This window comes from Citrobacter sp. wls827 (assembly GCF_005280875.1).
Taxonomy (GTDB): Bacteria; Pseudomonadota; Gammaproteobacteria; order Enterobacterales; family Enterobacteriaceae; genus Citrobacter; species Citrobacter youngae.
Window position 1 is genome coordinate 3,871 of sequence record NZ_SZWR01000024.1, and the last position, 23,574, is coordinate 27,444.

At 53.2% G+C, this 23,574-nt stretch carries 21 protein-coding genes; 12 read left to right on the forward strand and 9 right to left on the reverse strand.

The window, feature by feature from the left end; all coding sequences use genetic code 11:
• A partial coding sequence (locus FDX03_RS20435; protein ID WP_249357136.1) for a molybdopterin-dependent oxidoreductase occupies positions 1-1,856 on the reverse strand: 1,856 nt, incomplete at its 3' end.
• A gap of 159 nt (positions 1,857-2,015) precedes the next feature.
• On the opposite strand from FDX03_RS20435, the gene FDX03_RS20440 reads away from it, so the two are divergent.
• From FDX03_RS20440 to ghrB, 6 genes are all read left to right on the forward strand, one after another.
• Positions 2,016-2,678 (forward strand): OmpA family lipoprotein, encoded by a 663-nt coding sequence (locus FDX03_RS20440; RefSeq protein ID WP_003024287.1) that lies wholly within the window; start codon positions 2,016-2,018, stop codon positions 2,676-2,678.
• A 141-nt stretch (positions 2,679-2,819) separates the two neighbouring features.
• A complete protein-coding gene (locus tag FDX03_RS20445) occupies positions 2,820-3,836 on the forward strand; it encodes a LacI family DNA-binding transcriptional regulator (RefSeq protein ID WP_005133828.1) in 1,017 nt (338 codons plus the stop codon).
• Positions 3,837-3,936: 100 nt separating this feature from the next.
• On the forward strand, positions 3,937-4,686 hold the full coding sequence (locus tag FDX03_RS20450; RefSeq protein ID WP_137346500.1) for a sugar phosphate isomerase/epimerase: 750 nt from the start codon (positions 3,937-3,939) through the stop codon (positions 4,684-4,686).
• A gap of 3 nt (positions 4,687-4,689) precedes the next feature.
• Positions 4,690-5,628: a sugar kinase gene (locus tag FDX03_RS20455; RefSeq protein WP_048213660.1), complete on the forward strand. Its 939-nt coding sequence runs from the start codon at positions 4,690-4,692 to the stop codon at positions 5,626-5,628.
• Between the two features lie 70 nt (positions 5,629-5,698).
• On the forward strand, positions 5,699-6,979 hold the full coding sequence (locus FDX03_RS20460) for an MFS transporter (RefSeq protein WP_040231622.1): 1,281 nt from the start codon (positions 5,699-5,701) through the stop codon (positions 6,977-6,979).
• A 22-nt stretch (positions 6,980-7,001) separates the two neighbouring features.
• Positions 7,002-7,976: a glyoxylate/hydroxypyruvate reductase GhrB gene (gene ghrB / locus FDX03_RS20465; RefSeq protein ID WP_048213662.1), complete on the forward strand. Its 975-nt coding sequence runs from the start codon at positions 7,002-7,004 to the stop codon at positions 7,974-7,976.
• Positions 7,977-8,037: 61 nt separating this feature from the next.
• Here ghrB and FDX03_RS20470 read toward each other — a convergent pair whose 3' ends face one another.
• Entirely contained in the window at positions 8,038-8,748 is a 711-nt protein-coding gene (locus FDX03_RS20470) for a DUF3053 domain-containing protein (protein WP_048213663.1), read from the reverse strand.
• Positions 8,749-9,128: 380 nt separating this feature from the next.
• On the opposite strand from FDX03_RS20470, the gene FDX03_RS20475 reads away from it, so the two are divergent.
• The 3 genes from FDX03_RS20475 to cueP all read left to right on the forward strand — a co-directional run bounded on the left by FDX03_RS20475 (position 9,129) and on the right by cueP (position 10,637).
• The gene (locus FDX03_RS20475) at positions 9,129-9,419 is read left to right on the forward strand and encodes an HTH-type transcriptional regulator (protein WP_048213664.1); all 291 of its coding nucleotides are present in this window, start codon (positions 9,129-9,131) and stop codon (positions 9,417-9,419) included.
• Between the two features lie 278 nt (positions 9,420-9,697).
• Entirely contained in the window at positions 9,698-9,910 is a 213-nt protein-coding gene (gene cspA, locus FDX03_RS20480) for an RNA chaperone/antiterminator CspA (RefSeq protein WP_000014594.1), read from the forward strand.
• Between the two features lie 187 nt (positions 9,911-10,097).
• Positions 10,098-10,637 carry a copper-binding periplasmic metallochaperone CueP gene (cueP, locus tag FDX03_RS20485; protein ID WP_137346501.1) on the forward strand — a complete coding sequence of 180 codons (540 nt, stop codon included), beginning with the start codon at positions 10,098-10,100 and terminating at the stop codon, positions 10,635-10,637.
• A 66-nt stretch (positions 10,638-10,703) separates the two neighbouring features.
• Here cueP and glyS read toward each other — a convergent pair whose 3' ends face one another.
• The 3 genes from glyS to FDX03_RS20500 all read right to left on the reverse strand — a co-directional run bounded on the left by glyS (position 10,704) and on the right by FDX03_RS20500 (position 14,098).
• Complete coding sequence (gene glyS / locus FDX03_RS20490) at positions 10,704-12,773, reverse strand: glycine--tRNA ligase subunit beta (RefSeq protein WP_061066791.1); 2,070 nt, start codon at positions 12,771-12,773, stop codon at positions 10,704-10,706.
• A gap of 9 nt (positions 12,774-12,782) precedes the next feature.
• Positions 12,783-13,694: a glycine--tRNA ligase subunit alpha gene (gene glyQ / locus FDX03_RS20495; RefSeq protein ID WP_001168551.1), complete on the reverse strand. Its 912-nt coding sequence runs from the start codon at positions 13,692-13,694 to the stop codon at positions 12,783-12,785.
• A 95-nt stretch (positions 13,695-13,789) separates the two neighbouring features.
• Entirely contained in the window at positions 13,790-14,098 is a 309-nt protein-coding gene (locus tag FDX03_RS20500; protein WP_048213667.1) for a YsaB family lipoprotein, read from the reverse strand.
• A gap of 171 nt (positions 14,099-14,269) precedes the next feature.
• Between FDX03_RS20500 and FDX03_RS20505 the strand changes: the two genes are divergently transcribed.
• Positions 14,270-15,265 (forward strand): acyltransferase, encoded by a 996-nt coding sequence (locus FDX03_RS20505; RefSeq protein WP_137346502.1) that lies wholly within the window; start codon positions 14,270-14,272, stop codon positions 15,263-15,265.
• On the opposite strand, the gene yiaB is transcribed toward FDX03_RS20505, so the two are convergent.
• From yiaB to xylA, 3 genes are all read right to left on the reverse strand, one after another.
• Positions 15,262-15,615, reverse strand: coding sequence for an inner membrane protein YiaB (yiaB, locus tag FDX03_RS20510; RefSeq protein WP_137346503.1), 354 nt, complete (start codon positions 15,613-15,615; stop codon positions 15,262-15,264). The genes FDX03_RS20505 and yiaB overlap by 4 nt on opposite strands.
• 167 nt (positions 15,616-15,782) lie before the next feature.
• Complete coding sequence (gene xylB / locus FDX03_RS20515) at positions 15,783-17,237, reverse strand: xylulokinase (RefSeq protein ID WP_137346504.1); 1,455 nt, start codon at positions 17,235-17,237, stop codon at positions 15,783-15,785.
• A 72-nt stretch (positions 17,238-17,309) separates the two neighbouring features.
• On the reverse strand, positions 17,310-18,632 hold the full coding sequence (gene xylA, locus FDX03_RS20520) for a xylose isomerase (protein WP_137346505.1): 1,323 nt from the start codon (positions 18,630-18,632) through the stop codon (positions 17,310-17,312).
• Between the two features lie 359 nt (positions 18,633-18,991).
• Here xylA and xylR point away from each other — a divergent pair, with 359 nt between their 5' ends.
• Positions 18,992-20,170 (forward strand): D-xylose utilization transcriptional activator XylR, encoded by a 1,179-nt coding sequence (xylR, locus tag FDX03_RS20525; protein WP_048213671.1) that lies wholly within the window; start codon positions 18,992-18,994, stop codon positions 20,168-20,170.
• Positions 20,171-20,259: 89 nt separating this feature from the next.
• Here the strand turns inward: xylR and FDX03_RS20530 are convergent, their stop codons facing one another.
• Positions 20,260-21,084: a protein bax gene (locus FDX03_RS20530; protein WP_086523491.1), complete on the reverse strand. Its 825-nt coding sequence runs from the start codon at positions 21,082-21,084 to the stop codon at positions 20,260-20,262.
• Between the two features lie 316 nt (positions 21,085-21,400).
• Here FDX03_RS20530 and malS point away from each other — a divergent pair, with 316 nt between their 5' ends.
• Positions 21,401-23,431: an alpha-amylase gene (gene malS, locus FDX03_RS20535; RefSeq protein WP_048213673.1), complete on the forward strand. Its 2,031-nt coding sequence runs from the start codon at positions 21,401-21,403 to the stop codon at positions 23,429-23,431.
• Positions 23,432-23,574: the final 143 nt, after the last annotated feature.

A 23,574-nucleotide genomic window follows, 5' to 3' on the forward strand; every position in this document is an offset into this window, starting at 1 on the left:
GGGTGTCCTGCACAATCCACATAGCCGTAACCTGCAATTTTTGCAGAATAGATTTCAATTTTTCCACTGTCCGTTTTCAGCGGATGCGCCTGTGGATCACGGCGAAAATCAGCAAAACGGATAAACTGCGTATTGGCGGCGTTTTCCGGCATTTCGATCAGTGCATTCTTTTGCCAGAACTCAGCGAAGGGCGGCAGTGTAACCTGCTGGCTGGCACCACGCTGCGCGGCAATGTCGTAAAAAGTTTCCAGCCACGCCAGTTCGCTTTTACCTTCGGTGAATCGCTCGTAACCGCCCTGTTCCCAGCGCTCGCTAAGCTCGGCAAAAACATCAAAATCGTTGCGTGCTTCAGCCTGTGGCGGCACGACCTGCTTCATCGGCACCAGGTGCTGATTGCTGTAATCGCCGGTCATGGTCAGATCGTTACGTTCAAAAGAGGTTGTCGCAGGTAACACGATATCGGCATGCTTCGCCGCAGCGGTCCAGAAACACTCAGAGATAACCACCAACTCTGGCTTCTGCCAGGCGCGAATCAAACGATTGGTATCCTGGTGATGGGTGAAGTTGGCGCCGCCCGCCCACCACAGCATGCGGATGTCAGGGAAATGCCGATCCATACCGTTATGCTGATAGAAACCGCCGGGGTTTTCCAGCGCCTCAACGATACGCGCCACCGGGATTTTATCCACCGCGTCGGTGCCGCCTTTGAGGCTACCTTGCATCGAAGCCAGTACCGCTGCACGACGTGTCGGGTTCCCGCCGTTGGCAAAATGGTAAGACAGCCCAAAGCCACCGCCGGGCGTGCCAATTTGACCGAGCATGGCGGCCAGCGTGACGATCATCCAGTGTTTTTGCTCGCCATACTGCTGACGCTGCATCCCCCAGCCGGCCATCAGCATGGTGGTATTTTGGTGAAATATTGCCGCAAGTTCGCGTATTTTCGCTGCCGGAATACCACAAATTTCAGCAGCCCATTCTGCCGTTTTCGCTATCCCATCGGATTCACCCAGTAGGTAGTCGGCGAACGAATCATATCCGGTTGTACAACGGGCGAGAAAATCCTCGTCGTGCCAGTCGTTTTCCACCAGCGTATGCGCGATACCCAGCATCAACGCTACATCGGTTCCCATATGCGGGGCGATCCATTCCATTTTGTCGCCAAAGAACGCCACACTTTCCGATCGCATTGGATCGATGCAGATCAATCGCTTACCGCTATCGCGCAGCGCTTCAAAGTAAGCAATACCCTGTTCGTCAGAAGCATTCCAGGCAATTTTCAGTGTATTCAGTGGGTTAGCACTCCACAGCACCACCACATCGCTATGCTCCAGCACCATCGGCCAACTGGTCTGCTGCTGGTAAACTTCGTTGCCCCCCACCACATACGGCATGATGGCCTGTGCAGCCCCCGTAGAATAATCCCCCAGGTGTCCGGTATACCCCCCCGCCAGCGCCATATAACGCTGTAGCAGGGTTGCCGCTTTGTGTAACACGCCATTAGATCGCCAGCCGTAGGAACCGGCAAAAATCGAGGCCGGGCCGTAGCTGTCACGGATGCGTTTATGCTGCGTATGGATAAGATTCAGCGCGTCGTCCCAACTGACGCGAACAAACTCATCCTGCCCGCGCACGCCTTGCGGATTATCCGGCGAGGCAAGGAATCCTTTACGCACCATGGGAAAACGTACCCGCGTTTTACTGTGAACCTGGTCGCGCACCACGGTTTGCAAGGAGTTGGGATGGGAAGTGGGCAGCGCGCCACGCGAGGAGAAAACCGTCTCACCATCGGTGTCGACGAGAATTGGTCCCCAGTGGGCGGCGGTTAACACCGAGTAATGTGCGGGTGAATTAGCCAAGATGGCGCTCCTGAATGCGATGTGACGGCTTATTTATTATGCCGTTCAATGTTACTTACAAATTTCAGAGTCTTCCCTGGAATTTTCTTCATGTTCACACGTCATAATCAACCGCCACGGTCGCTGTGGCAAAGAAGAAAAAGTCATTAAGGAATTAAGATGAAGAAACGTGTTTTTGTTATTGCTGCCATCGTGAGCGGCGCCCTGGCGGTTTCTGGCTGCACAACAAACCCTTACACCGGCGAACGCGAAGCGGGTAAATCCGGCATTGGCGCGGGTATTGGCTCTCTGGTCGGCGCGGGCATTGGCGCACTCTCTTCTTCGAAGAAAGATCGCGGCAAAGGCGCGTTGATTGGTGCAGCGGCAGGTGCGGCTGTGGGTGGCGGTATCGGTTATTACATGGACGTGCAGGAAGCCAAACTGCGCGAAAAAATGCAGGGAACGGGCGTCAGCGTGACGCGTAGTGGCGATAACATCATTCTGAATATGCCGAATAACGTCACCTTCGACAGCAGCAGCGCCAACCTGAAACCTGCTGGTGCCAACACCCTGACCGGCGTGGCAATGGTACTGAAAGAGTACAATAAAACCGCCGTCAACGTGCTGGGCTTCACCGACAGCACCGGCAGCCAGGATCTGAATATGCGTCTGTCTCAACAACGCGCGGACTCCGTGGCCAGCGCCTTGATCACGCAAGGGGTTGCCGCTAATCGTATCCGCACTCAGGGCATGGGTCCGTCTAATCCGATCGCCAGCAATAGCACGGCGGAAGGTAAAGCGCAGAACCGTCGCGTAGAGATTACGTTGAGTCCTGTGCAGTAATCGTTGAGCCGGGTGGCGGCTTCGCCTTACCCGGCCTACGTTCGACATGTAGGCCCGGTAAGCGCAGCGCCACCGGGCAAATTACTTGCTTCGTCAGATTTTCCCGCTAAGGTATTCACACGAAATTCAGGGAAATCAGCGATGAGCAAATCAACACGGGCAACCATCAGCGATGTGGCAAAGGCCGCAAAAACCGGCAAGACCAGCATTTCACGCTACCTCAACGGTGAAAAGCATCTGCTTTCCGACGCGCTACTGGCCCGCATTGAACAAGCCATTGCCGATCTCGACTACCGTCCCAGCCTGATGGCCAGAGGCCTGAAGCATGGGCGTACCCGCCTGATTGGCCTGATTATCGCCGATATTACCAATCCCTACTCCGTCAACGTGTTAAGCGGCATTGAAGCCGCCTGTCGCGATAAAGGCTTTACTCCACTGGTGTGCAACACCAACAACGAAGTGGATCAGGAACTGCATTATCTCGACCTGCTGCGCAGCTACCAGGTCGAAGGGATTGTGGTCAACGCCGTCGGGATGCGCGAAGAGGGGCTGAACCGCCTGCAACAGTCTGCGCTGCCGATGGTGCTGATTGACCGTAAAATTCCCGATTTCGCCTGTGATATGGTCGGGCTGGATAACACTCAGGCGGCAACAGTTGCCACGGAACATCTGGTCGAACAAGGTTTTGAAGCCATCTTGTTCCTCAGCGAACCGCTGGGCATGGTGAATACCCGCCGCGAGCGCCTGAGCGCTTTTCGCGCCACCCTCGCACAGTACCCCGGCGTTATCGCGCAAAATGCCGAAGTCCCGCTCACGGACAATACGCAACTCGATGACACCCTGCGCCAGTTCCACCAGCAGCACCGGGGAATGCGCAAAGCCGTTATCTCAGCTAATGGCGCTCTCACACTGCAGGTTGCCCGCGCCCTGAAACGCATTGGCCTTAACTGGGGCAGCGACATCGGTCTGCTCGGGTTTGACGAACTGGAATGGGCCGAACTGGCGGGCGTTGGTATTACCACGTTGAAACAACCTACCTGGCAGATTGGCTATACCGCCGTTGAGCAGGTTGTACGCAGGATCGATGGCGGCTCTGCTGCCATTCAGGAACAGGTCTTCTCCGGCGAATTGATCGTTCGCGGCTCTACCGCCCGCTAAATTTCCTTCGTGATGGTGATCATAAATTCAACATCACAGCCTTTTCTTTGGAACCGGTTCCATCTAGCGTTATAGCAAGAACGCTAGTTTTGGAGTTTCCATGAAAAGAAAAATTATGGTGGTCACTGCCGCTTACGGCTACGACCAGGTACGCGCCGCAGGTGGGCAAACAGCCCTGCTGCCCATCATTGCCGAAGCCGGTGCTGACGGGGTTGAAATCCGTCGCGAGATGCTGACCGACGCCGAGCTAAAAACACTGCCAACCATGGCCTCTGCTGTCGAAATCTTCGGCCTGCTGGCCTGTTACTCAGCGCCTGAGCCGTTGTTCCTTGAGGACGGTAGCCTCAATCCCCGACTTCCTGCGCTACTTGAAGAAGCACAGGCCCTGCAGGCGCTGTGGCTAAAAGTCTCCCTCGGCCATTTCTCCCATACCGAACAGTTCAACGTGTTACGTGAATGGCTGGACAACAGCGGAATGGAACTGGTTGTCGAAAACGATCAGACCGCCTGCGGACGCCTGAAGCCGATGCAGCGCTTTAACGAAGCCTGCCAGACGCAAAATCTGCCGATATCTCTGACCTTCGATATGGGCAACTGGCTGTGGGTGGGCGACGTTCCGGAAGAGGCTGCACAGCAGTTGGGCTCAAGCGTTGGATACATCCATGTGAAAGCCGCCACATCACATCGCGACAGTTACCGTGCCGTGCCGCCTGATCACGCGGAACCACGCTGGCTGGCGCTGTTGGACACGTTGCCCGCAGATGTTCCACGCGGCATTGAGTTTCCCCTGGAAGGGCAGGATTTGGCGGCGGTTACCCGTCACTACGTCGCTCTGTTACGCAAGGAGTAACACATGAAAAATTCACTGGATGTGGTCACTATTGGTGAAGCGATGGCGATGTTTGTCGCCACGCAAACCGGTGATTTGGCGGACGTGGAGCAGTTTATTAAACGCGTTGCAGGCGCTGAACTTAATGTCGCAACCGGACTTGCTCGCCTGGGTCTGAACGTAGGCTGGGTAAGCCGCGTGGGTAACGACAGTTTTGGCCGTTTTATTATTAAGTCGCTGGAGAAAGAAGGGATTAATGCGCAGGGAGTTACTCTGGACGGGCGCTACGCTACCGGCTTTCAGCTTAAATCTAAGGTCGAAAATGGAACCGATCCCATTGTGGAATATTTCCGCAAAGGTTCTGCTGCCAGCCATCTCAGCGTTGAGGATTATCACGATGGGTATTTCTCCAGCGCACGCCACCTGCACCTGAGCGGCGTTGCAGCTGCGCTGTCTGCCAGTTCATATGAACTACTGGCGCACACCGCCCGCACGCTAAAAACACAAGGGAAGACCATCTCGTTCGATCCGAATTTGCGCCCGGTGCTGTGGAAAAGCGAAGGCGAGATGGTGGAAAAACTCAACCGACTGGCATTCCAGGCTGACTGGGTACTGCCGGGGTTAAAAGAGGGCATGATTTTAACCGGTCAGCAGACACCAGAAGCCATTGCCGACTTTTATCTGCGCCATGGCGTGAAGGCCGTGATTATCAAAACCGGGGCTGATGGGGCCTGGTACAAAGCAGCGAGCGGCGAGCAAGGCTGCGTCGCACCGGTGAAAGTCGACAATGTGGTCGATACCGTCGGTGCGGGTGATGGCTTTGCCGTCGGCGTTATCAGCGCCCTGCTGGAAGGGCGCTCGCTGCATCAGGCGGTGACCCGGGGCAATAAAATTGGCGCTCTGGCCATTCAGGTCCAGGGCGACAGCGAAGGATTACCCACACGTGAACAATTAGGGGAATAAATTCCCGGCCAACTCTGTCTCTGTACCCTACATTCAGAGGCGGCGTATCAGCATAACCAGAGGGCAGTCTATGAATAGCTCAACCAATGCAGCAAAACGCTGGTGGTACATCATGCCAATCGTGTTTATCACGTACAGCCTGGCGTACCTTGATCGCGCGAACTTCAGCTTCGCTTCCGCAGCCGGCATCAACGAGGATCTCGGTATTACCAAAGGGATCTCTTCCCTGTTGGGGGCTCTGTTTTTTCTTGGCTATTTCTTCTTCCAGATCCCAGGCGCAATTTACGCCGAACGCCGCAGCGTACGTAAACTGATTTTTATCTGCCTGATTCTGTGGGGCGCCTGCGCGTCACTGACCGGGATGGTCAGCAACATTCCAATGCTTGCCGCCATCCGATTTATTCTTGGCGTCGTTGAAGCCGCGGTCATGCCCGCAATGCTGATTTATATCAGTAACTGGTTTACGAAGTCCGAGCGTTCGCGTGCTAATACCTTCCTGATCCTCGGTAACCCCGTCACCGTCCTATGGATGTCCGTCGTGTCCGGATACCTGATTCAGGCGCTGGGCTGGCGTGAAATGTTCATCATTGAAGGTTTTCCGGCCATCATCTGGGCGTTCTGCTGGTGGGTACTGGTAAAAGATAAACCGTCGCAGGTAGGCTGGTTGTCAGAATCCGAAAAAGCCGCGCTGCAGGCCCAGTTAGAAAAAGAACAGCAGGGTATCAAAGCCGTGCGTAACTACGGCGAAGCGTTCCGTTCACGTAACGTTATTCTGCTGTGCATGCAGTACTTTGCCTGGAGTATTGGCGTCTACGGTTTTGTTCTGTGGTTGCCGTCAATTATCCGCAGCGGCGGCGCCAACCTGGGTATGGTAGAGGTCGGCTGGCTTTCGTCCGTTCCGTATCTGGCCGCAACGGCGGCGATGATCCTGGTTTCATGGGCTTCCGATAAACTGCAAAACCGTAAGCTGTTTGTCTGGCCACTGCTGCTGATTGCCGCTTTCGCCTTTATTGGCTCCTGGGCCGTTGGCGCAGACCATTTCTGGATTTCTTACACACTGCTGGTTATCGCCGGTGCGGCCATGTACGCTCCTTATGGCCCCTTCTTCGCCATCATTCCTGAGATGTTGCCGCGCAACGTCGCTGGGGGAGCAATGGCATTAATCAACAGCATGGGCGCATTAGGCTCATTCTTTGGTTCCTGGTTTGTCGGCTACCTCAATGGCACCACCGGCAGCCCGTCCGCCTCATACATTTTTATGGGGGTAGCGCTTTTTGTCTCAGTATGGCTAACTCTGATCGTTAAGCCTGCTAATAATCAACAGCTACCTATTGGCGCACGCCACGCTTAAATTTTAACTTACGGAGATTCGCATGAAGCCGTCCATTATTCTCTATAAAGCGTTACCTGACGATTTACTGCATCGCCTGGAAGAGCATTTTACTGTCACTCAGGTGCCTAACCTGCGTTCAGAAACCGTAGCACAGCACGCCGAAGCCTTTGCCAGCGCGGAAGGCCTGCTGGGCTCCAGTGAAGCCGTCAATACCGCCCTGCTGGAGAAAATGCCGAAACTGCGCGCGACCTCCACCATTTCCGTAGGCTATGACAACTTCGATGTCGATGCCCTTAACGCACGTAAGGTGCTGCTGATGCACACGCCAACGGTGCTGACAGAAACCGTGGCAGACACGGTAATGGCGCTGGTGTTAAGCACCGCTCGCCGCGTGGTGGAAGTCGCCGAGCGCGTGAAGGCAGGCGAATGGACAAAAAGCATCGGAGCCGACTGGTTTGGTACCGATGTTCACCACAAGACGCTGGGCATTGTCGGCATGGGACGCATTGGGCTGGCGCTGGCGCAACGCGCGCATTTCGGCTTTAGCATGCCGATTCTCTACAACGCGCGTCGTCACCATCAGGAAGCGGAAGAACGTTTCAACGCGCGCTACTGCGACCTGGATACGCTGCTGCAGGAAGCGGATTTTGTTTGCCTGATTCTGCCGTTAACGGACGAAACCCACCATCTGTTCAGTACCGAACAGTTTGCCAAAATGAAGTCTTCTGCCATTTTCATTAACGCCGGACGTGGGCCGGTGGTGGATGAAAACGCACTGATCGCCGCACTGCAAAGCGGGGAGATTCATGCCGCGGGCCTGGATGTGTTTGAACAAGAGCCGTTGCCGTCAGACTCACCGCTGCTGTCGTTGCCGAATGTGGTGGCGGTACCGCATATTGGTTCAGCCACGCATGAAACGCGCTATAACATGGCGGCTTGTGCTGTGGATAACTTAATTGACGCACTGCAGGGGAAAGTTGAGAAGAACTGCGTGAATCCGCAAGTGGCCAAATAACACAAAAGGCCGGGTAGCATTGATGCTCACCCGGCCTTTAATGTGTCTTACCGTACGACGATTACTGCGCGGCATTCACCGCAGCAGTCCATGCCTGATTAAATGCCTGATGCTGCGCCGCCAGCGGACCAATCAGCGTATTGTACTGACTGGCCTGTTGTGAGGTTGGGAACTGGATGCCGTTGGCGACAAAGCTCACCTGCGTATCCTGCTGCGCGATAAAATCGCCTACCTGCACCAACTGCTGCGTGAAAACTTGCGCGGCTGGGATCAGCGGCTGTAACGCCTCTGCCGGTGCGGTCACAACTTTGCTGTAAACCTGATCAAAGACAGGTTTCAGGTCATCACCCTGCTTCAGCGCGCCATGGGCAGCATCTGCCTGTAGCTTCGCATTCTGCAACTGTTGTCCTAACACACCCAGCGCGCCATTTGCCTGACGCAGCGGTTCACGCTGAGTCATATAATCCTGAGGAACACGGATTGCATTTACGCTATCAACAACCGGGCGCAGACCGGAGTCCATTGCCTGATTAACCTGCTGTGAATAGCCATAAAGAATCGCGTAATCGGACACAAACGGGCCAAACTGTTTTTTCTGATCGGCAGTCAGCGTCGGTAAACGCTCTCCGCTACGCATTGCAGTATTCTGCAGAAAATCGATAAACGCTTTGCGTTGATCGCCTTCTTTATCAAAACACCCACTCAGGCCAACTACCATTAAGAGCGCCAAAACAGGCGCAAACCAGCGAGAGCAGGACTTACCTGTCGCCATTTTAATACTCCTTTCACCCAAAAATGCGCACAACGACACCCGCGTGCCTGACGTTGACAAGGATAGTCCAGGTCAGCCCCGCAAGATACCCTTTCCGCGTAATCTTGTGGGGGAAAATAACGGTTTCCGCCGCCCTGTGTTTTGCTCAACAATGCTCCCTTCACATAGCGGCACTCTATTTTAGTCATCTTTACAATTGGAATGGTTCGATCGGAGATCCCGACCTTTATCAGTTCGTTAGCCAACTAAAGGTTGTCACCCGCGATTCGCTGAAACGAATCCACAACGCATACCTTAAATTCGCCTTCATTTTTTCCGACTACGCTTAATGAGCTTCGATGAAATTCACGATCCCGCTGTGTGATTTATAGGAGTTCTCAATGGAATACAAAGATCCTATGTTTGAACTGCTAAGCAGTCTGGAGCAGATTGTTTTTAAAGATGTATCGCAGACGGTTACCCAGACGCAAAAAACCAACCCTTTCGCTGAATTTGAACAACTACGACGAGGGACAGGTTTAAAAACAGATGATTTCGCCCGGGTGATGGGCGTAACGGTCGCGATGGTTCATGAATGGGAGTCTAAACGAGTGAAGCCATCCAGTACCGAATTGAAGTTGATGCGCCTGATTCAGGCAGACCCACGATTAAGTAAGCAGTTGATGGATTAAGTTATTTTCAAGTTTGACATAAGAGCGGTCCTGCAGAAGGGCCGTTCCTCCACTGCCAATATCCGCAAAAAAGAAAATAGTAGTTGCATCCACCTGCGTAAAATGAGTTAATGCCCTCAACGGTTTGACGTACAGACCATTACAGCAGTTAGTAAGGCAAGTCCCTTCAAGAGTTATCGTTGATACCCTCGTAGTGAGCATTTCCTTTACTGTTAAAAAATCTGTAAAGCACGCCATATCGCCGAAAGGCACACTTATTTTTTAAAAGGTAATACACTATGTCCGGTAAAATGACTGGTATCGTAAAATGGTTCAACGCTGACAAAGGCTTCGGCTTCATCACTCCTGACGATGGCTCTAAAGACGTGTTCGTACACTTCTCTGCTATCCAGAACGATGGCTACAAATCTCTGGACGAAGGTCAGAAAGTTTCCTTCACCATCGAAAGCGGCGCTAAAGGCCCGGCAGCTGGCAACGTAACCAGCCTGTAAGCTTAAAAAGCTCAAAATTCTGAATCCCTGCCCAACGGCGGGGATTTTTTTTATCTGTACTTCGAAAAACGCCTCGCCCACACGCGTCTTTGCATTACTTTACCCGCCGCCCCTTTGACCTTTCCCTAAGGGCAAGCTTTATAGTGAGCCAGTCTATATTCCACAACGTTCACAAGGAATTGAAGCTATGTCGAAATCCTCATTGCTGCTGGTTTTAGGTTTACTCACCACCGGTAGCGCGTTCGCCGCAACCCCTGAAGCCACTTTTTTGGCGGAACACGGGCTCAGCGGAAAATCCGTCGAGCAAATCGTCGAGGCCATTGACCAGTCTCCCCAGAGCCGCCCACTGCCCTACTCGGCATCCGTCACCAGTACCGAACTGAAGCTCTCTTCGGGCGATCAGATCTATACCCTGCCGCTCGGTGACAAGTTCTATCTGTCATTTGCCCCTTATGAATGGCAAACACATCCTTGCTTCAACCACAGCCTTTCTGGCTGCCAGGGCGAAATGCCGGAGAAGACATTCAATGTCAAAGTAACGGATAACAAGGGTGATGTAGTGCTACAAAAAGAGATGAAGAGCGGTCGAAATGGCTTCGTCGGGGTTTGGCTACCGCGCAATATGGCAGGCTCCATCGCAGTAAGCTACAACGGCAAAACGGCGGAATATCCCATTAAAACCATGGAAGACAGCCAGACCTGTCTGACTAAATTACAGCTGCGCTAACAACATAAAAAAATGCCGGATAAGGCGAAGCCGCCATCCGGCATTTTCTAAGTCAGCTCAGGACCGTTACTGCAGCAGCGAAATATCCGCCACGCGCAGGAACAGTTCACGCAGTTTTTCGAGCATAGACAGACGGTTAATACGCAGATCTTTATCTTCCACGTTAACCATCACTTTCTCGAAGAACGCATCGACCGGTTCACGTAGCGCAGATAGCTCAACCAGCGCTTCCTGGTAATGACCGGCAGCGAAGACAGGCTCCAGCTTATCGCGCAGCACCACAACCTGCATCGCCAGCGCAATTTCTTCCGGCTCTTTCAGCGTTGCCGCATTCACACGGTCATTCAGCGTTTCTTCAGACTTCGCCAGAATATTTGATACGCGCTTGTTCGCGGCAGCCAGTGCAGAAGCAGCTTCCAGCGTACGGAAGTGCGAAACCGCCTTCATACGTGCGTCGAAATCAGCCGGACGAGTCGGACGACGCGCCAGCACGGCCTGAATGGTATCGACGGTGTAACCTTCGTCCTGATACCAGGCGCGGAAGCGACCAAGCATAAAGTCGATAACGTCATCAACCACTTTCGCGTTGGTCAGCTTATCGCCATACAGACGAACAGCCTCTTCCGTCAGCGTTTGCAGATCCAGATTCAGGTTCTTCTCAACGATGATACGCAGCACGCCCAGCGCAGCACGACGCAGCGCAAACGGGTCTTTGTCGCCTTTCGGATGCTGACCAATACCGAAGATACCCGCCAGGGTGTCCATCTTGTCAGCAATCGCCACGGCACAAGCCACCGGGTTAGACGGCAGGTCATCACCGGCAAAGCGCGGCTGATACTGCTCGTTCAGCGCCACAGCAACATCTTCCGCTTCGCCATCGTGACGCGCGTAGTGCATACCCATCACGCCCTGGGTGTCGGTGAACTCGAAGACCATGTTGGTCATCAGGTCGCACTTGGACAGCAGGCCAGCACGCGTTGCGTGGTTAACGTCAGCGCCAATTTGACCAGCAATCCAGCCCGCCAGCGCCTGGATACGGTCAGTCTTGTCGCGCAGCGTACCCAGCTGCTGTTGGAACAGCACGGTTTGCAGACGCGGCAGATGATCTTCCAGTCGTTTTTTACGGTCGGTATTGAAGAAGAACTCAGCATCCGCCAGACGCGGACGAACGACTTTCTCGTTACCGGAGATAATCTGGGTCGGATCTTTCGATTCGATGTTGGCCACGAAGATAAAGTTCGGCAGCAGTTTGCCGTCGTTCGCGTATACCGGGAAGTACTTCTGGTCACCTTTCATGGTGTGTACCAGCGCTTCAGACGGAACAGCGAGGAATTTCTCTTCGAATTTCGCGGTAAGCACTACCGGCCATTCTACCAGCGAGGTGACTTCTTCCAGCAGGCTTTCGCTCAGGTCAGCGTTACCGCCAATCTTACGTGCCGCTTCTTCAGCATCGGCTTTGATTTTCGCTTTACGCTCAGCGTAATCCGCAATGACTTTGCCGCGCTCACGCAGGATTTCCGGGTACTGATCGGCAGTATCAATAGTAAATTCAGGCTCGCCCATAAAACGATGACCGCGGATCACGCGATCGGAGTGAATTCCCAGAATCGTTGCCGGAATGACTTTGTCGCCCAGCAGCAGGGTCACGGTGTGAACCGGACGCACGAAGTGAACGTCAGACGCGCCCCAGCGCATCAGTTTCGGGATCGGCAGCTTCGCCAGCGAAGTGGCGATCATGTTCGGCAGCAGCGTTTCAGCGCTTTCGCCTTTCACATGCGCGCGATACAGCAGCCACTCGCCTTTGTCGGTGGTCAGACGCTCAGCCTGATCAACCGTGATACCGCAACCGCGCGCCCAACCTTCTGCCGCTTTACTCGGTTTACCTTCAGCATCAAACGCCTGGGCAATGGCCGGCCCGCGTTTCTCAACTTCACGATCGGGTTGAGATTCTGCCAGGGCAGCGACTTTCAGCGCCAGACGGCGTGGAGCGGCAAACCACTCAACATTGCCGTGCGCGAGGCCAGCGTTGTCCAGCTCCGCGGTAACGTTCGCAGCAAAGGACTCAGCCAGGCTGCGCAGTGCTTTTGGTGGCAGCTCTTCAGTGCCGATTTCCACCAGAAAAGTTTTCTCAGACATGGCCGCCTCTTATTTGTCTTTGTTGCACATCGGGAAGCCAAGGGCTTCACGGGAAGCGTAGTAAGCTTCTGCCACTGCTTTGGTCAGGGTGCGAATGCGCAGGATGTAGCGCTGACGCTCGGTGACGGAGATGGCTTTACGCGCATCCAGCAGGTTGAAGCTATGGGCGGCTTTCAGAATACGTTCATACGCAGGCAGCGGCAGCGGGTTTTCCAGCGCCAGCAGCTGCTGCGCTTCTTTCTCGTACTGCTCGAAGCAGGTGAACAGGAAGTCCACATCGGCGTATTCGAAGTTGTAGGTGGATTGCTCCACTTCGTTCTGATGGAACACGTCGCCGTAGGTTGTTTTGCCCAGCGGACCGTCGCTCCAGACCAGGTCGTAAACGCTGTCTACGCCCTGAATGTACATGGCCAGACGTTCCAGACCGTAGGTGATTTCCCCGGTAACTGGCTTACATTCCAGACCACCAACCTGCTGGAAGTAGGTGAACTGCGTGACTTCCATGCCGTTCAGCCACACTTCCCAACCCAGACCCCAGGCGCCCAGTGTTGGGTTTTCCCAGTTATCTTCCACGAAACGGATATCGTGAATGGTCGGGTCCATACCCAGCTCTTTCAGAGAACCCAGGTACAATTCCTGAATATTGTCCGGTGACGGCTTAATCACCACCTGGAACTGATAGTAGTGCTGTAAGCGGTTCGGGTTTTCGCCATAGCGCCCGTCGGTCGGACGACGAGAAGGCTGCACATAAGCAGTCGCCATCGGTTCCGGCCCCAGTGCACGCAGGCAGGTCATTGGGTGAGATGTCCCCGCGCCGACTTCCATGTCCAATGGTTGAACGATGGTGCAGCCCTGGCGAGCCCAGTAATCCTGTAAGGTCAGGATCAAGCCCTGGAAGGTCCTGGTATCAAACTTTTGCATATTATTTCGTGCTGGATACGTGTGGATTTAAAGGAAGCGATCAGTATACCCGCTGGCTGCAAGATATACAGTACGAAACGGGAAAAAGGGGGAACTTAGCGCATGGAAAGGTGCAAAAACTGCCCGTCTGCGTCAAATGAGCAGACAAAACTCTCTTTGCGGAAGGTAGAACCGCGCATCTCATAGCTACCCTGAAATTGCTCAAGACCGGTGATAGCAATTTTCTGGGCACCCGTATTATAAAGCTCCGATGCTTCACTTTTGCACAATGACTCCATATCCAGCGAACGCGTGGCGGTAATTTTGCCCTTTTGCGCTTTCTGCACGGGTGCTGACGATTGTGGATCGGCGCACCCCACCAGCAGCAGCGTGAGGATTGCGGGAAAGAAATACTTCATCATCATTTTATTACCGCCTGGTTTGCTGGTCAGTCTTATTATTAGTGTCTGGGAACGGATCCTATTGTGAGAATCTCCCCAGGCCATCACAAGCTTTAGCGTAATAACTCGGATTAATCCAGTGAGCGATGTTCGCAAATACTGGTCAGACTTTTTTTAATGAAAACAGAGGAACTGATGCAGCCCAAAATTTACTGGATTGATAATCTGCGCGGGATCGCCTGTTTAATGGTTGTGATGATTCACACCACGACCTGGTACATCACCAATGCGCAAAGCGTCAGCCCGGTAAATTGGGATCTGGCCAACGTGCTCAATTCCGCCTCTCGCGTCAGCGTCCCGCTGTTTTTTATGATCTCGGGTTATCTCTTTTTCGGCGAACGCAGCGCCAAACCGCGCCATTTCACGCGCATCGCGCTCTGCATTCTGTTTTACAGTAGCGTGGCGCTGGCCTACATCCTGCTGTTTACCTCGATCAACGCTGAGCTGTCGCTGAAGAACCTGCTGCAAAAGCCGGTGTTCTACCACCTATGGTTTTTCTTCGCTATTGCCGTTATCTACCTGGTATCCCCGCTTATTCAGGTGAAAAATGTCAGCGGAAAAATGCTGCTGGCATTGATGGTGGTGATAGGCGTGATTGCCAATCCCAATACCGTCTCGCAAAAAATTGGCGGCTTTGAGTGGCTTCCCATCAACCTGTACATCAGCGGCGATACGTTCTACTACATTCTATACGGCATGCTGGGCCGGGCAATTGGTATGATGGAGACACAAAAGCGCTCACTCACCTGGCTCTGCGCAGCGTTGTGTATTGTCGCCGTGTTTGTTATTTCCCGCGGGACACTGCATGAGCTCCAGTGGCGAGGCAATTTTGCCGATACCTGGTATCTCTACTGCGGTCCGGCCGTGTTTATTTGCGCCGCCTCGCTCCTGACGCTGGTCAAAAATACGCTCAGCACGCGCACTCTGCCGGTACTGGGCCTTATTTCCCGCCACTCGCTGGGCATTTATGGCTTTCATGCGCTGATCATTCACGCGCTGCGCACCAACGGCCTTGAACTCAAAAACTGGCCACCGCTGGATATGCTGTGGATTTTCAGCGCCACGCTGGCAGGTAGTTTACTGTTGTCCATACTGTTGCAACGCATCGATACGCGCAGGCTGGTGAGTTAATCCCCCGTATTTTGCAGACGCAGCAATAAAGCTTGCCCCAGTAAACATACGATGAATGCCATCGGGTAAAGCCCCTTTTCAAGGGGCGATAATGGGGCGTTCCAGACGCCCACCAGCAGCAATCCTACTGTGATGAGTGCCACCATCTGACATACAGAGGCGAAGCGATCGTCGCTCTGATCGAGATTTTCACCACGCTGATAAACATATGTCACAAACATTCCCGCCATCAGCACGCCGAAAAAATAGCCTTTGCCACTCAATAACGGGCATGCCTGCCAAAAGCCAATAACGTAAATCAGCGCGCCAGAGAGGAATAATATCCAGGGCAACAGCCTTGTCGTCTTCATTGGGATCTCCTTATCCATCATGGATACAATATGAATAACCCGCTAAAGACAACACAGAAAAATGCCACTACGCCGGACTTTCAGAATAAATTCATGCACGCCAATTATTTATTAGATTGAAATATATATTTGATAAATCCCCTCTGTTTACCAGAGGGGATTTAGGGTCAGGACATCAGTGGTTGTAATTGCTGATAGATTCGGCGGAAGGTTTCTCGACGCTGTTGGTAAAGAGCATGACGCCCGGCGTCAGGATAATGCGCCTGCTCCAGCGTAAGCTGAGGCAACAGGTCAGATAATGGCCGTTGCGGATTGATGGCAATTTGCGCCAGGCGCGCCGCACCGAGTGCAGGGCCAACATCACCGCCGGTACGGTAATCCAGTTGCAATCCGCTGATGTCAGACAGCATTTGACGCCAGTATTCACTGCGCGCCCCACCGCCAATCAGTGTAATGCTGGCGGGCTGCACGCCACAGGCATGTACCACATCCATACCATCGGCTAAGGCAAATCCCACACCTTCCAGTACCGCTCGCGCCAGTTCTGCCGGACCATGCTGATGCGTCAGACCAAAAAAGACACCCTTCGCTTGCGGGTTGTTGTGCGGCGTACGTTCACCTGAGAGATAGGGTAAAAACCAGACCGGTTCAGCCTGCTCATTTGCCTGCTGTGCGGCATCAATCAGCGCAGATACACTTGCCATCCCGGTTAGTTTTGCCGCCCAGTCCAGGCAGGATGCCGCACTTAGCATCACGGACATCAGGTGCCACCGTTCAGGTAGAGCATGGCAAAAGCTATGGACTGCGCTTTCCGGTTTGCTGAGAAAACCGTCGCTTACCGCAAAATAGACCCCGGAAGTCCCCAGCGAGAGCATAGCCTGACCGGCATTCATCATGCCGACGCCAACCGCCCCCGCCGCGTTATCACCGCCACCCGCCACTACAGGAATCTCTGGCATGCCCCAGGATTGCGCGACACCAGGCAACAGCGTTCCAGTAATCGCACTGCCCTCGTACAAGGTCGGCATATGTGCGCGAGTCAGTTGACACGCAGACAACATGACGTCACTCCAGTCACGTTTCGCGACATCCAGCCACATCGTACCTGCGGCATCCGACATATCGCTGGCAAACTCTCCAGTCATACGCAGACGCAGGTAATCTTTCGGCAGCAGAACTTTATCAACCCGGCTGAAAATGTCCGGTTCGTGGCGCTGCACCCACAGCAATTTAGGGGCGGTAAAGCCAGGCATCATCAGGTTGCCGGTGATGGCACGCGATTGCGGAACCCGCTCCTCAAGCATGACGCACTCTTCAGCACAGCGACCATCGTTCCACAGGATTGCCGGACGCAGAACCTTCTGTTGCTCATCCAGTAGCGTCGCACCGTGCATCTGTCCGGCAATCCCCAGCGCTTTCACCTCGCGAAGCGAATGCTGCTGGCCCAACGTTTTCACAGCCCGATCCGTCGCCAGCCACCACTGTTCAGGATCCTGCTCCGACCATAACGGATGCGGGCGCGAGACGGTCAGTTTCTCCGTGTGCGAGGCCACCACATCGCCCTGCTCGTTGAGCAGAATAGCCTTTACGCCTGATGTACCAAGATCTATCCCGATATACATAGGGTATCGTTCCTTAAAGAAAGGCCCGGTAGCGAATCGCTATCCGGGCTTACGGACGTACTCAGCAGTCCGTTATTTGTCGAACAAATAATGGCTTACCAGATTTTCCAGCAATTCCTGATGACCGCTCTGGTGCACCGGTGCCAGGTTATGTTGTTCAGCGTACTGCGCAATTTCCGTCAGCGTCATCTGACCTTTCAGAATTTGTTGGCCCAGCTCACCATTCCAACCGGCATAACGTTTTGCCACGCGCTGATCCAGGCCACCGTCTTCAATCATACGGGCCGCAATTTTCAGCGACAGCGCCATGGTATCCATCGCACCAATATGACCATAGAACAGATCGTATTTATCAGTACTCTGACGACGGACTTTGGCATCAAAGTTCAGGCCACCAGTGGTAAAACCGCCCGCTTTCAGGATTTCGTACATGACCAGCGCATTCTCTTCTACGCTGTTCGGGAACTGGTCAGTGTCCCAGCCCAGTTGCGCGTCGCCACGGTTCGCATCGACGGAACCAAATAGCCCCAGAGCAATCGCCGTAGCGATTTCGTGGTGGAACGAATGGCCTGCCAGCGTGGCATGGTTTGCTTCAATATTCAGTTTGATCTCTTTTTCCAGACCGAACTGCTTCAGGAATCCGTAAACAGTCGCGGCATCGTAGTCATACTGATGTTTAGTGGGTTCTTGCGGCTTCGGTTCGATCAGTAAGGTGCCCTGAAAACCTGTTTTGTGTTTATGCTCGACCACCAGTTGCATAAAGCGGCCAATCTGCTCACGTTCCTGACGCAGGTCGGTATTAAGCAGCGTTTCATAACCTTCACGGCCGCCCCACAGGACGTAGTTTTCGCCACCTAACTTATGTGTGGCATCCATGGCAGTCACGACCTGCGTAGCCGCCCAGCTGAAGACTTCCGGATCCGGGTTAGTCGCCGCACCTGCGCCATAACGTGGGTTAGTAAAGCAGTTTGCCGTACCCCACAGCAGTTTCACGCCGCTCTGTTCCTGTTTTGCCGCCAGCACATCCACCATCTGGGCAAAGTTATTTTTATACTCTTTCAGTGACGCGCCTTCAGGCGAGACGTCAACATCATGGAAGCAGTAGTAAGGCACATTCAGCTTATGGAAAAACTCAAATGCCACATCCGCTTTACGTTTTGCCAGCGCCAATGCTTCACCCGGCTGTTGCCACGGACGGTCGAATGCCCCCATACCGAACATATCCGCGCCGTTCCAGCAGAAAGTGTGCCAGTAGCAGGCGGCAAAGCGCAGATGCTCTTCCATGCGCTTGCCCAGCACGATTTCATCAGGGTTGTAATGGCGAAATGCGAGTGGATTAGTGGATTTTGTACCTTCAAAACGAACGCGATCGAGTTGGTCAAAATAAGCCTGCATAATAAGCTCCATAATCAGGTAATACGGCAAGTAAACTGCGATACAGTCATACTGGAATTTCCTGATTTATTGCTCAATTACGTTATTTCACACCGCCATTAAGAGAATACCCAAATGTGCGCTGGCTCCCAAAAATGCACACTGAATAAGCAATTAAAAAAGCGATCGTGATCGGCTCTTCATCAATAAACAAAAAACCGTAATACACAGATAAGAAATGACAATTGTCTTCCTGGTCGGGGTGTGTGAATTTTGCGTAGCGTTACGCAAATAAGAAATTTGTCACGCTTCATCAAGTAGTCGCACCTGCGGTTTTGGTAGTATTGACAGGCCACGTTAACCTTTCAGGACAGGCTCTTATGTTTGATAAACGACACCGCATCACCCTATTATTTAATGCTAATAAAGCCTATGACCGTCAGGTGGTAGAGGGCGTAGGTGAATATTTACAGGCATCGCAATCCGAGTGGGATATATTCATTGAGGAAGATTTCCGTGCCCGTATTGATAATATCAAAGACTGGTTAGGCGACGGTGTTATTGCTGATTATGACGATGATGACATTGCGCAATTACTTGCCGATGTCGATGTTCCAATCATCGGCGTTGGGGGTTCCTACCATCTTGAAAGCGATTATCCACCCGTCCATTACATTGCGACCGATAACCATGCACTGGTGGAAAGCGCTTTTTTGCATCTGAAAGAAAAAGGTGTTAACCGTTTTGCGTTTTACGGCCTGCCTTCCTCAAGCGGTAAACGCTGGGCCGCAGAACGTGAATATGCCTTTTGCCAGTTGGTCGCCAAAGAGAAGTACCGCGGCGTCGTCTACCAGGGGCTGGAAACTGCGCCGGAAAACTGGCAGCACGCGCAAAATCGTCTGGCGGACTGGCTGCAAACTTTACCCCCGCAAACCGGTATTATCGCCGTGACCGACGCGCGTGCGCGGCATGTTCTGCAGGCCTGCGAGCATTTGCATATCCCGGTGCCGGAAAAACTGTGTGTTATTGGGATCGATAACGAAGAACTCACCCGTTACCTGTCCCGCGTCGCACTGTCATCCGTTGCTCAGGGCGCGCGACAAATGGGCTATCAGGCAGCAAAACTTCTGCACCGCTTACTGGCGAATGAAGAACTGCCGCTGCAACGTATTCTGGTGCCTCCGGTACGCGTCGTGAATCGTCGTTCAACCGACTATCGCTCACTGACCGATCCCGCTGTCATTCAGGCAATGCACTTTATCCGCAACCATGCCTGTAAAGGCATCAAAGTCGAGCAAGTGCTGGATGCAGTAGGGATTTCACGTTCGAATCTCGAGAAGCGCTTTAAAGACGAGGTCGGGGAAACCATCCACGCCGTGATTCATGCCGAAAAACTGGAAAAAGCGCGTAGCCTGTTGATCTCCACGACGCTCGCGATAAACGAAATTTCACAAATGTGCGGCTACCCGTCGTTGCAGTATTTCTATTCCGTTTTCAAGAAAGAATACGACACGACGCCAAAAGAGTACCGTGACATGAACAGTGAGGTGTTGCTGTAGGGGAATTGTGTCGGATGACGGTTTCGCCTTATCCGGCCTGCAGAGCGGCTCACAGGCCTGATAAGCGTCGTGCCATCAGGCCTGTGGAATTACATATGCGCGGCGATTAAACGCTGGTTATCCTGGTACATCGCGAACAGATAGTTATTGTAACTCTGTCCTTTGGTGGAGTACCCCTTCAGCTTATGGATCATCGCGGTCGCTGTCACTTCCTGATCGGCTTTACGCAACTGCGCGCGCGATTTACGGAAGGAAGAGTATGCCGGATGCGTGTTCAGGTTAATGACATAGGCATTCACCGACTCTTTTACCGATTCAAACTGTGAGTAGCCTTTCACCTTACCGGGTGCATTGTTGCAGCGGCCTTTGACACATTTCATGCCAAACAGGTTGTTATTGCTACGCGCCAGTTTCGATGTGCCCCAACCGCTTTCAGCCGCAGCCATAGTCGCCACCATACTGGTAGGAATGATGTCTACGCGTTCAAGCAGCGTATTCCATGGAATCTTACGCGTGTTGCCAGACCAGCTCACCTTGTAGCGTTTCGCGATGTCTTTCATACGCGAACGCTCAGTCGGTGACCAGCGATTCTGGTACTGCTTTGAGATCAGCCAGTTACGGTCCGCCGTAATGGCAGCATTTTGACTGGTAATATAAGGCATAACCGTCCGGAGAAACGCTTTTTTCCTTGGTGTTCCGGAAGGGTATTTTCGCAAATCAGGAAGTGAACTACTCTTTGCACTATTGCGAGAATACTCTTGTTTACTGCTTACCTGTGTATTACTTGCCTTGATTACCTGGGGCTTATGACTCGTTGTCGCCGTGTGTGTCTTTGCCAGCACCTCACCCGAAAATGCAATGGTGAGTAACATAAGAATCATTGCCCCATATCGTCGAATGGGAGTCAATATCATTAGGTCTCCTGGTCGGATTTAAACATTCCAACACCTTATATTTTTCACAAAAATGAGAGATGAATCTCAAATCATATCAAAAATAGCCGTCAAGAGCACCCAAAGGAATAGTCCAATTCTGAAACTATGTCACGTACAAACCGTTCCGGGTGCGGTTAATTCGAAGAAAATGTGGAGGTTATCGCAAAATTAGGTCGTTTTTTGCGCGTGATCGCTCACCCTCATCTCTCATCCGGGCGGAATCGACGCTAAGGATGAGTTTCCGCTCTGATTTCACTGGCAAACTGGCGTAAATCGCAGCATCAAGGACAGCATTATGAAACTTGCCGCCGTTGCGCTGGCGCTGATACCCGGCATTGCCATCGCCTCATCATGGACTTCTCCAGAACTTCCCACCTTCGAAGCGGAAGGTACGGGTAAATTCGTCAGCCATGCAGCGTTGACGAAGGGTACTCGCCCTTTAATCCTGAATTTTGACCAACAGTGCTGGCAGCCTGCTGATGCGATAAAACTCAACCAGATGCTGTCGCTAAAACCGTGTGAAGGCGTGCCGCCGCAGTGGCGTTTATTCAAAGACGGCGATTACACGCTGGAAGTCGATACCCGCTCCGGAACGCCAACGTTGATGCTCTCGGTAAAAAGCGACGCAGACCCTGTCACGACCCAGATTCGCCAGTGCCCGAAATGGGATGGTTCGCCGTTAACACTGGATGTGAGCCAGACTTTCCCGGAAGGTGCCGTGGTGCGCGATTACTACAGCAAACAAACGGCAACGGTAAAGAATGGGTCGATTACCCTACAGCCTGCCGCGGCCAGTAACGGGCTGTTGCTGCTGGAACGGGCAGAAACCGATGCCCCGGCTGCTTTCGACTGGCATAACGCTACGGTGTATTTCGTCCTGACGGACCGCTTTGTGAATGGTGATCCGAGCAACGACCACAGCTACGGACGTCGCAACGATGGCATGCAGGAAATTGGCACTTTCCACGGAGGCGATTTGCGCGGGCTCACCAGTAAACTCGACTACCTGCAACAGTTGGGCGTCAACGCCTTGTGGATCAGCGCACCGTTTGAGCAAATCCACGGCTGGGTTGGGGGTGGCGCCAAAGGCGATTTTCCCCACTACGCTTACCACGGCTACTACACCCAGGACTGGACAACGATTGATGCCAACATGGGTAACGAAGTGGATCTGCGTGCGCTGGTAGATGGCGCACACCAGCGCGGTATCCGTGTCCTGTTTGATGTGGTGATGAACCATACCGGCTACGCCACGTTGGCGGATATGCAGGAGTATCAGTTTGGGGCGCTGTACTTATCGGGCGATGAGCTGAAAAAAACGCTCGGTGAACGCTGGACGGACTGGAAACCCGCTGCCGGGCAGAGCTGGCACAGTTTTAATGATTACATCAATTTCAGTGATAAAGCCGGCTGGGAAAAATGGTGGGGGAAAAACTGGATCCGCACCGATATTGGCGATTACGACAATCCTGGCTTTGATGACCTGACCATGTCGCTGGCGTTCCTGCCCGATCTGAAAACCGAATCCACCACACCTTCCGGACTGCCAAACTTTTATCAGCACAAGCCGGATACGCACGCCAAAGCCATTGCTGGTTACACGCCCCGGGATTATCTGACGCACTGGCTCAGTCAGTGGGTACGTGATTACGGGATTGACGGTTTTCGGGTCGATACCGCCAAACACGTCGAGCTTCCCGCCTGGCAGCAGCTAAAAACACAGGCCAGCGCGGCGTTAGTCGAATGGAAGAAAGCCAACCCGGATAAAGCGCTGGATGATAAACCCTTCTGGATGACCGGCGAAGCCTGGGGTCACGGCGTCATGCAAAGCGATTATTACCATCACGGCTTCGACGCGATGATCAATTTCGACTATCAGGAGCAGGCGGCAAAGGCCGTCGATTGTCTGGCAAATATGGATCTCACCTGGCAGCAGATGGCGGATAAACTGCAGGACTTCAACGTCCTGAGCTATCTCTCCTCGCACGATACGCGTTTGTTCCGCGAAGGTGGAGATAAAGCCGCCGAGCTATTGCTGCTGGCGCCGGGCGCGGTACAACTCTTTTATGGCGACGAGTCGGCACGACCTTTCGGCCCAACCGGCTCAGACCCGTTACAGGGTACACGCTCGCAGATGAACTGGCAGGACGTTAGCGGAAAATCTGCCGCCAGCGTCGCTCACTGGCAGCGCATCAGTCAGTTCCGAGCCAGACATCCCGCCATTGGCGCCGGTAAACAGACCACGCTGACATTGAAGCAGGGATACGGATTTATCCGCGAACATGGCGACGATAAAGCCATGGTGGTGTGGGCCGGTCAACCCTGATCCCAACAGGCTTCTCATGCTCAACGGCACGGGAAGCCAGATTCAATATAAAAAACTATCCAGAAAAAAATCTGCAGCACAAAACATCAATTCTGCTCCGTGGGCCTGATTTGCACCCCGCCATAGGTAGCGCTATGGTTAGC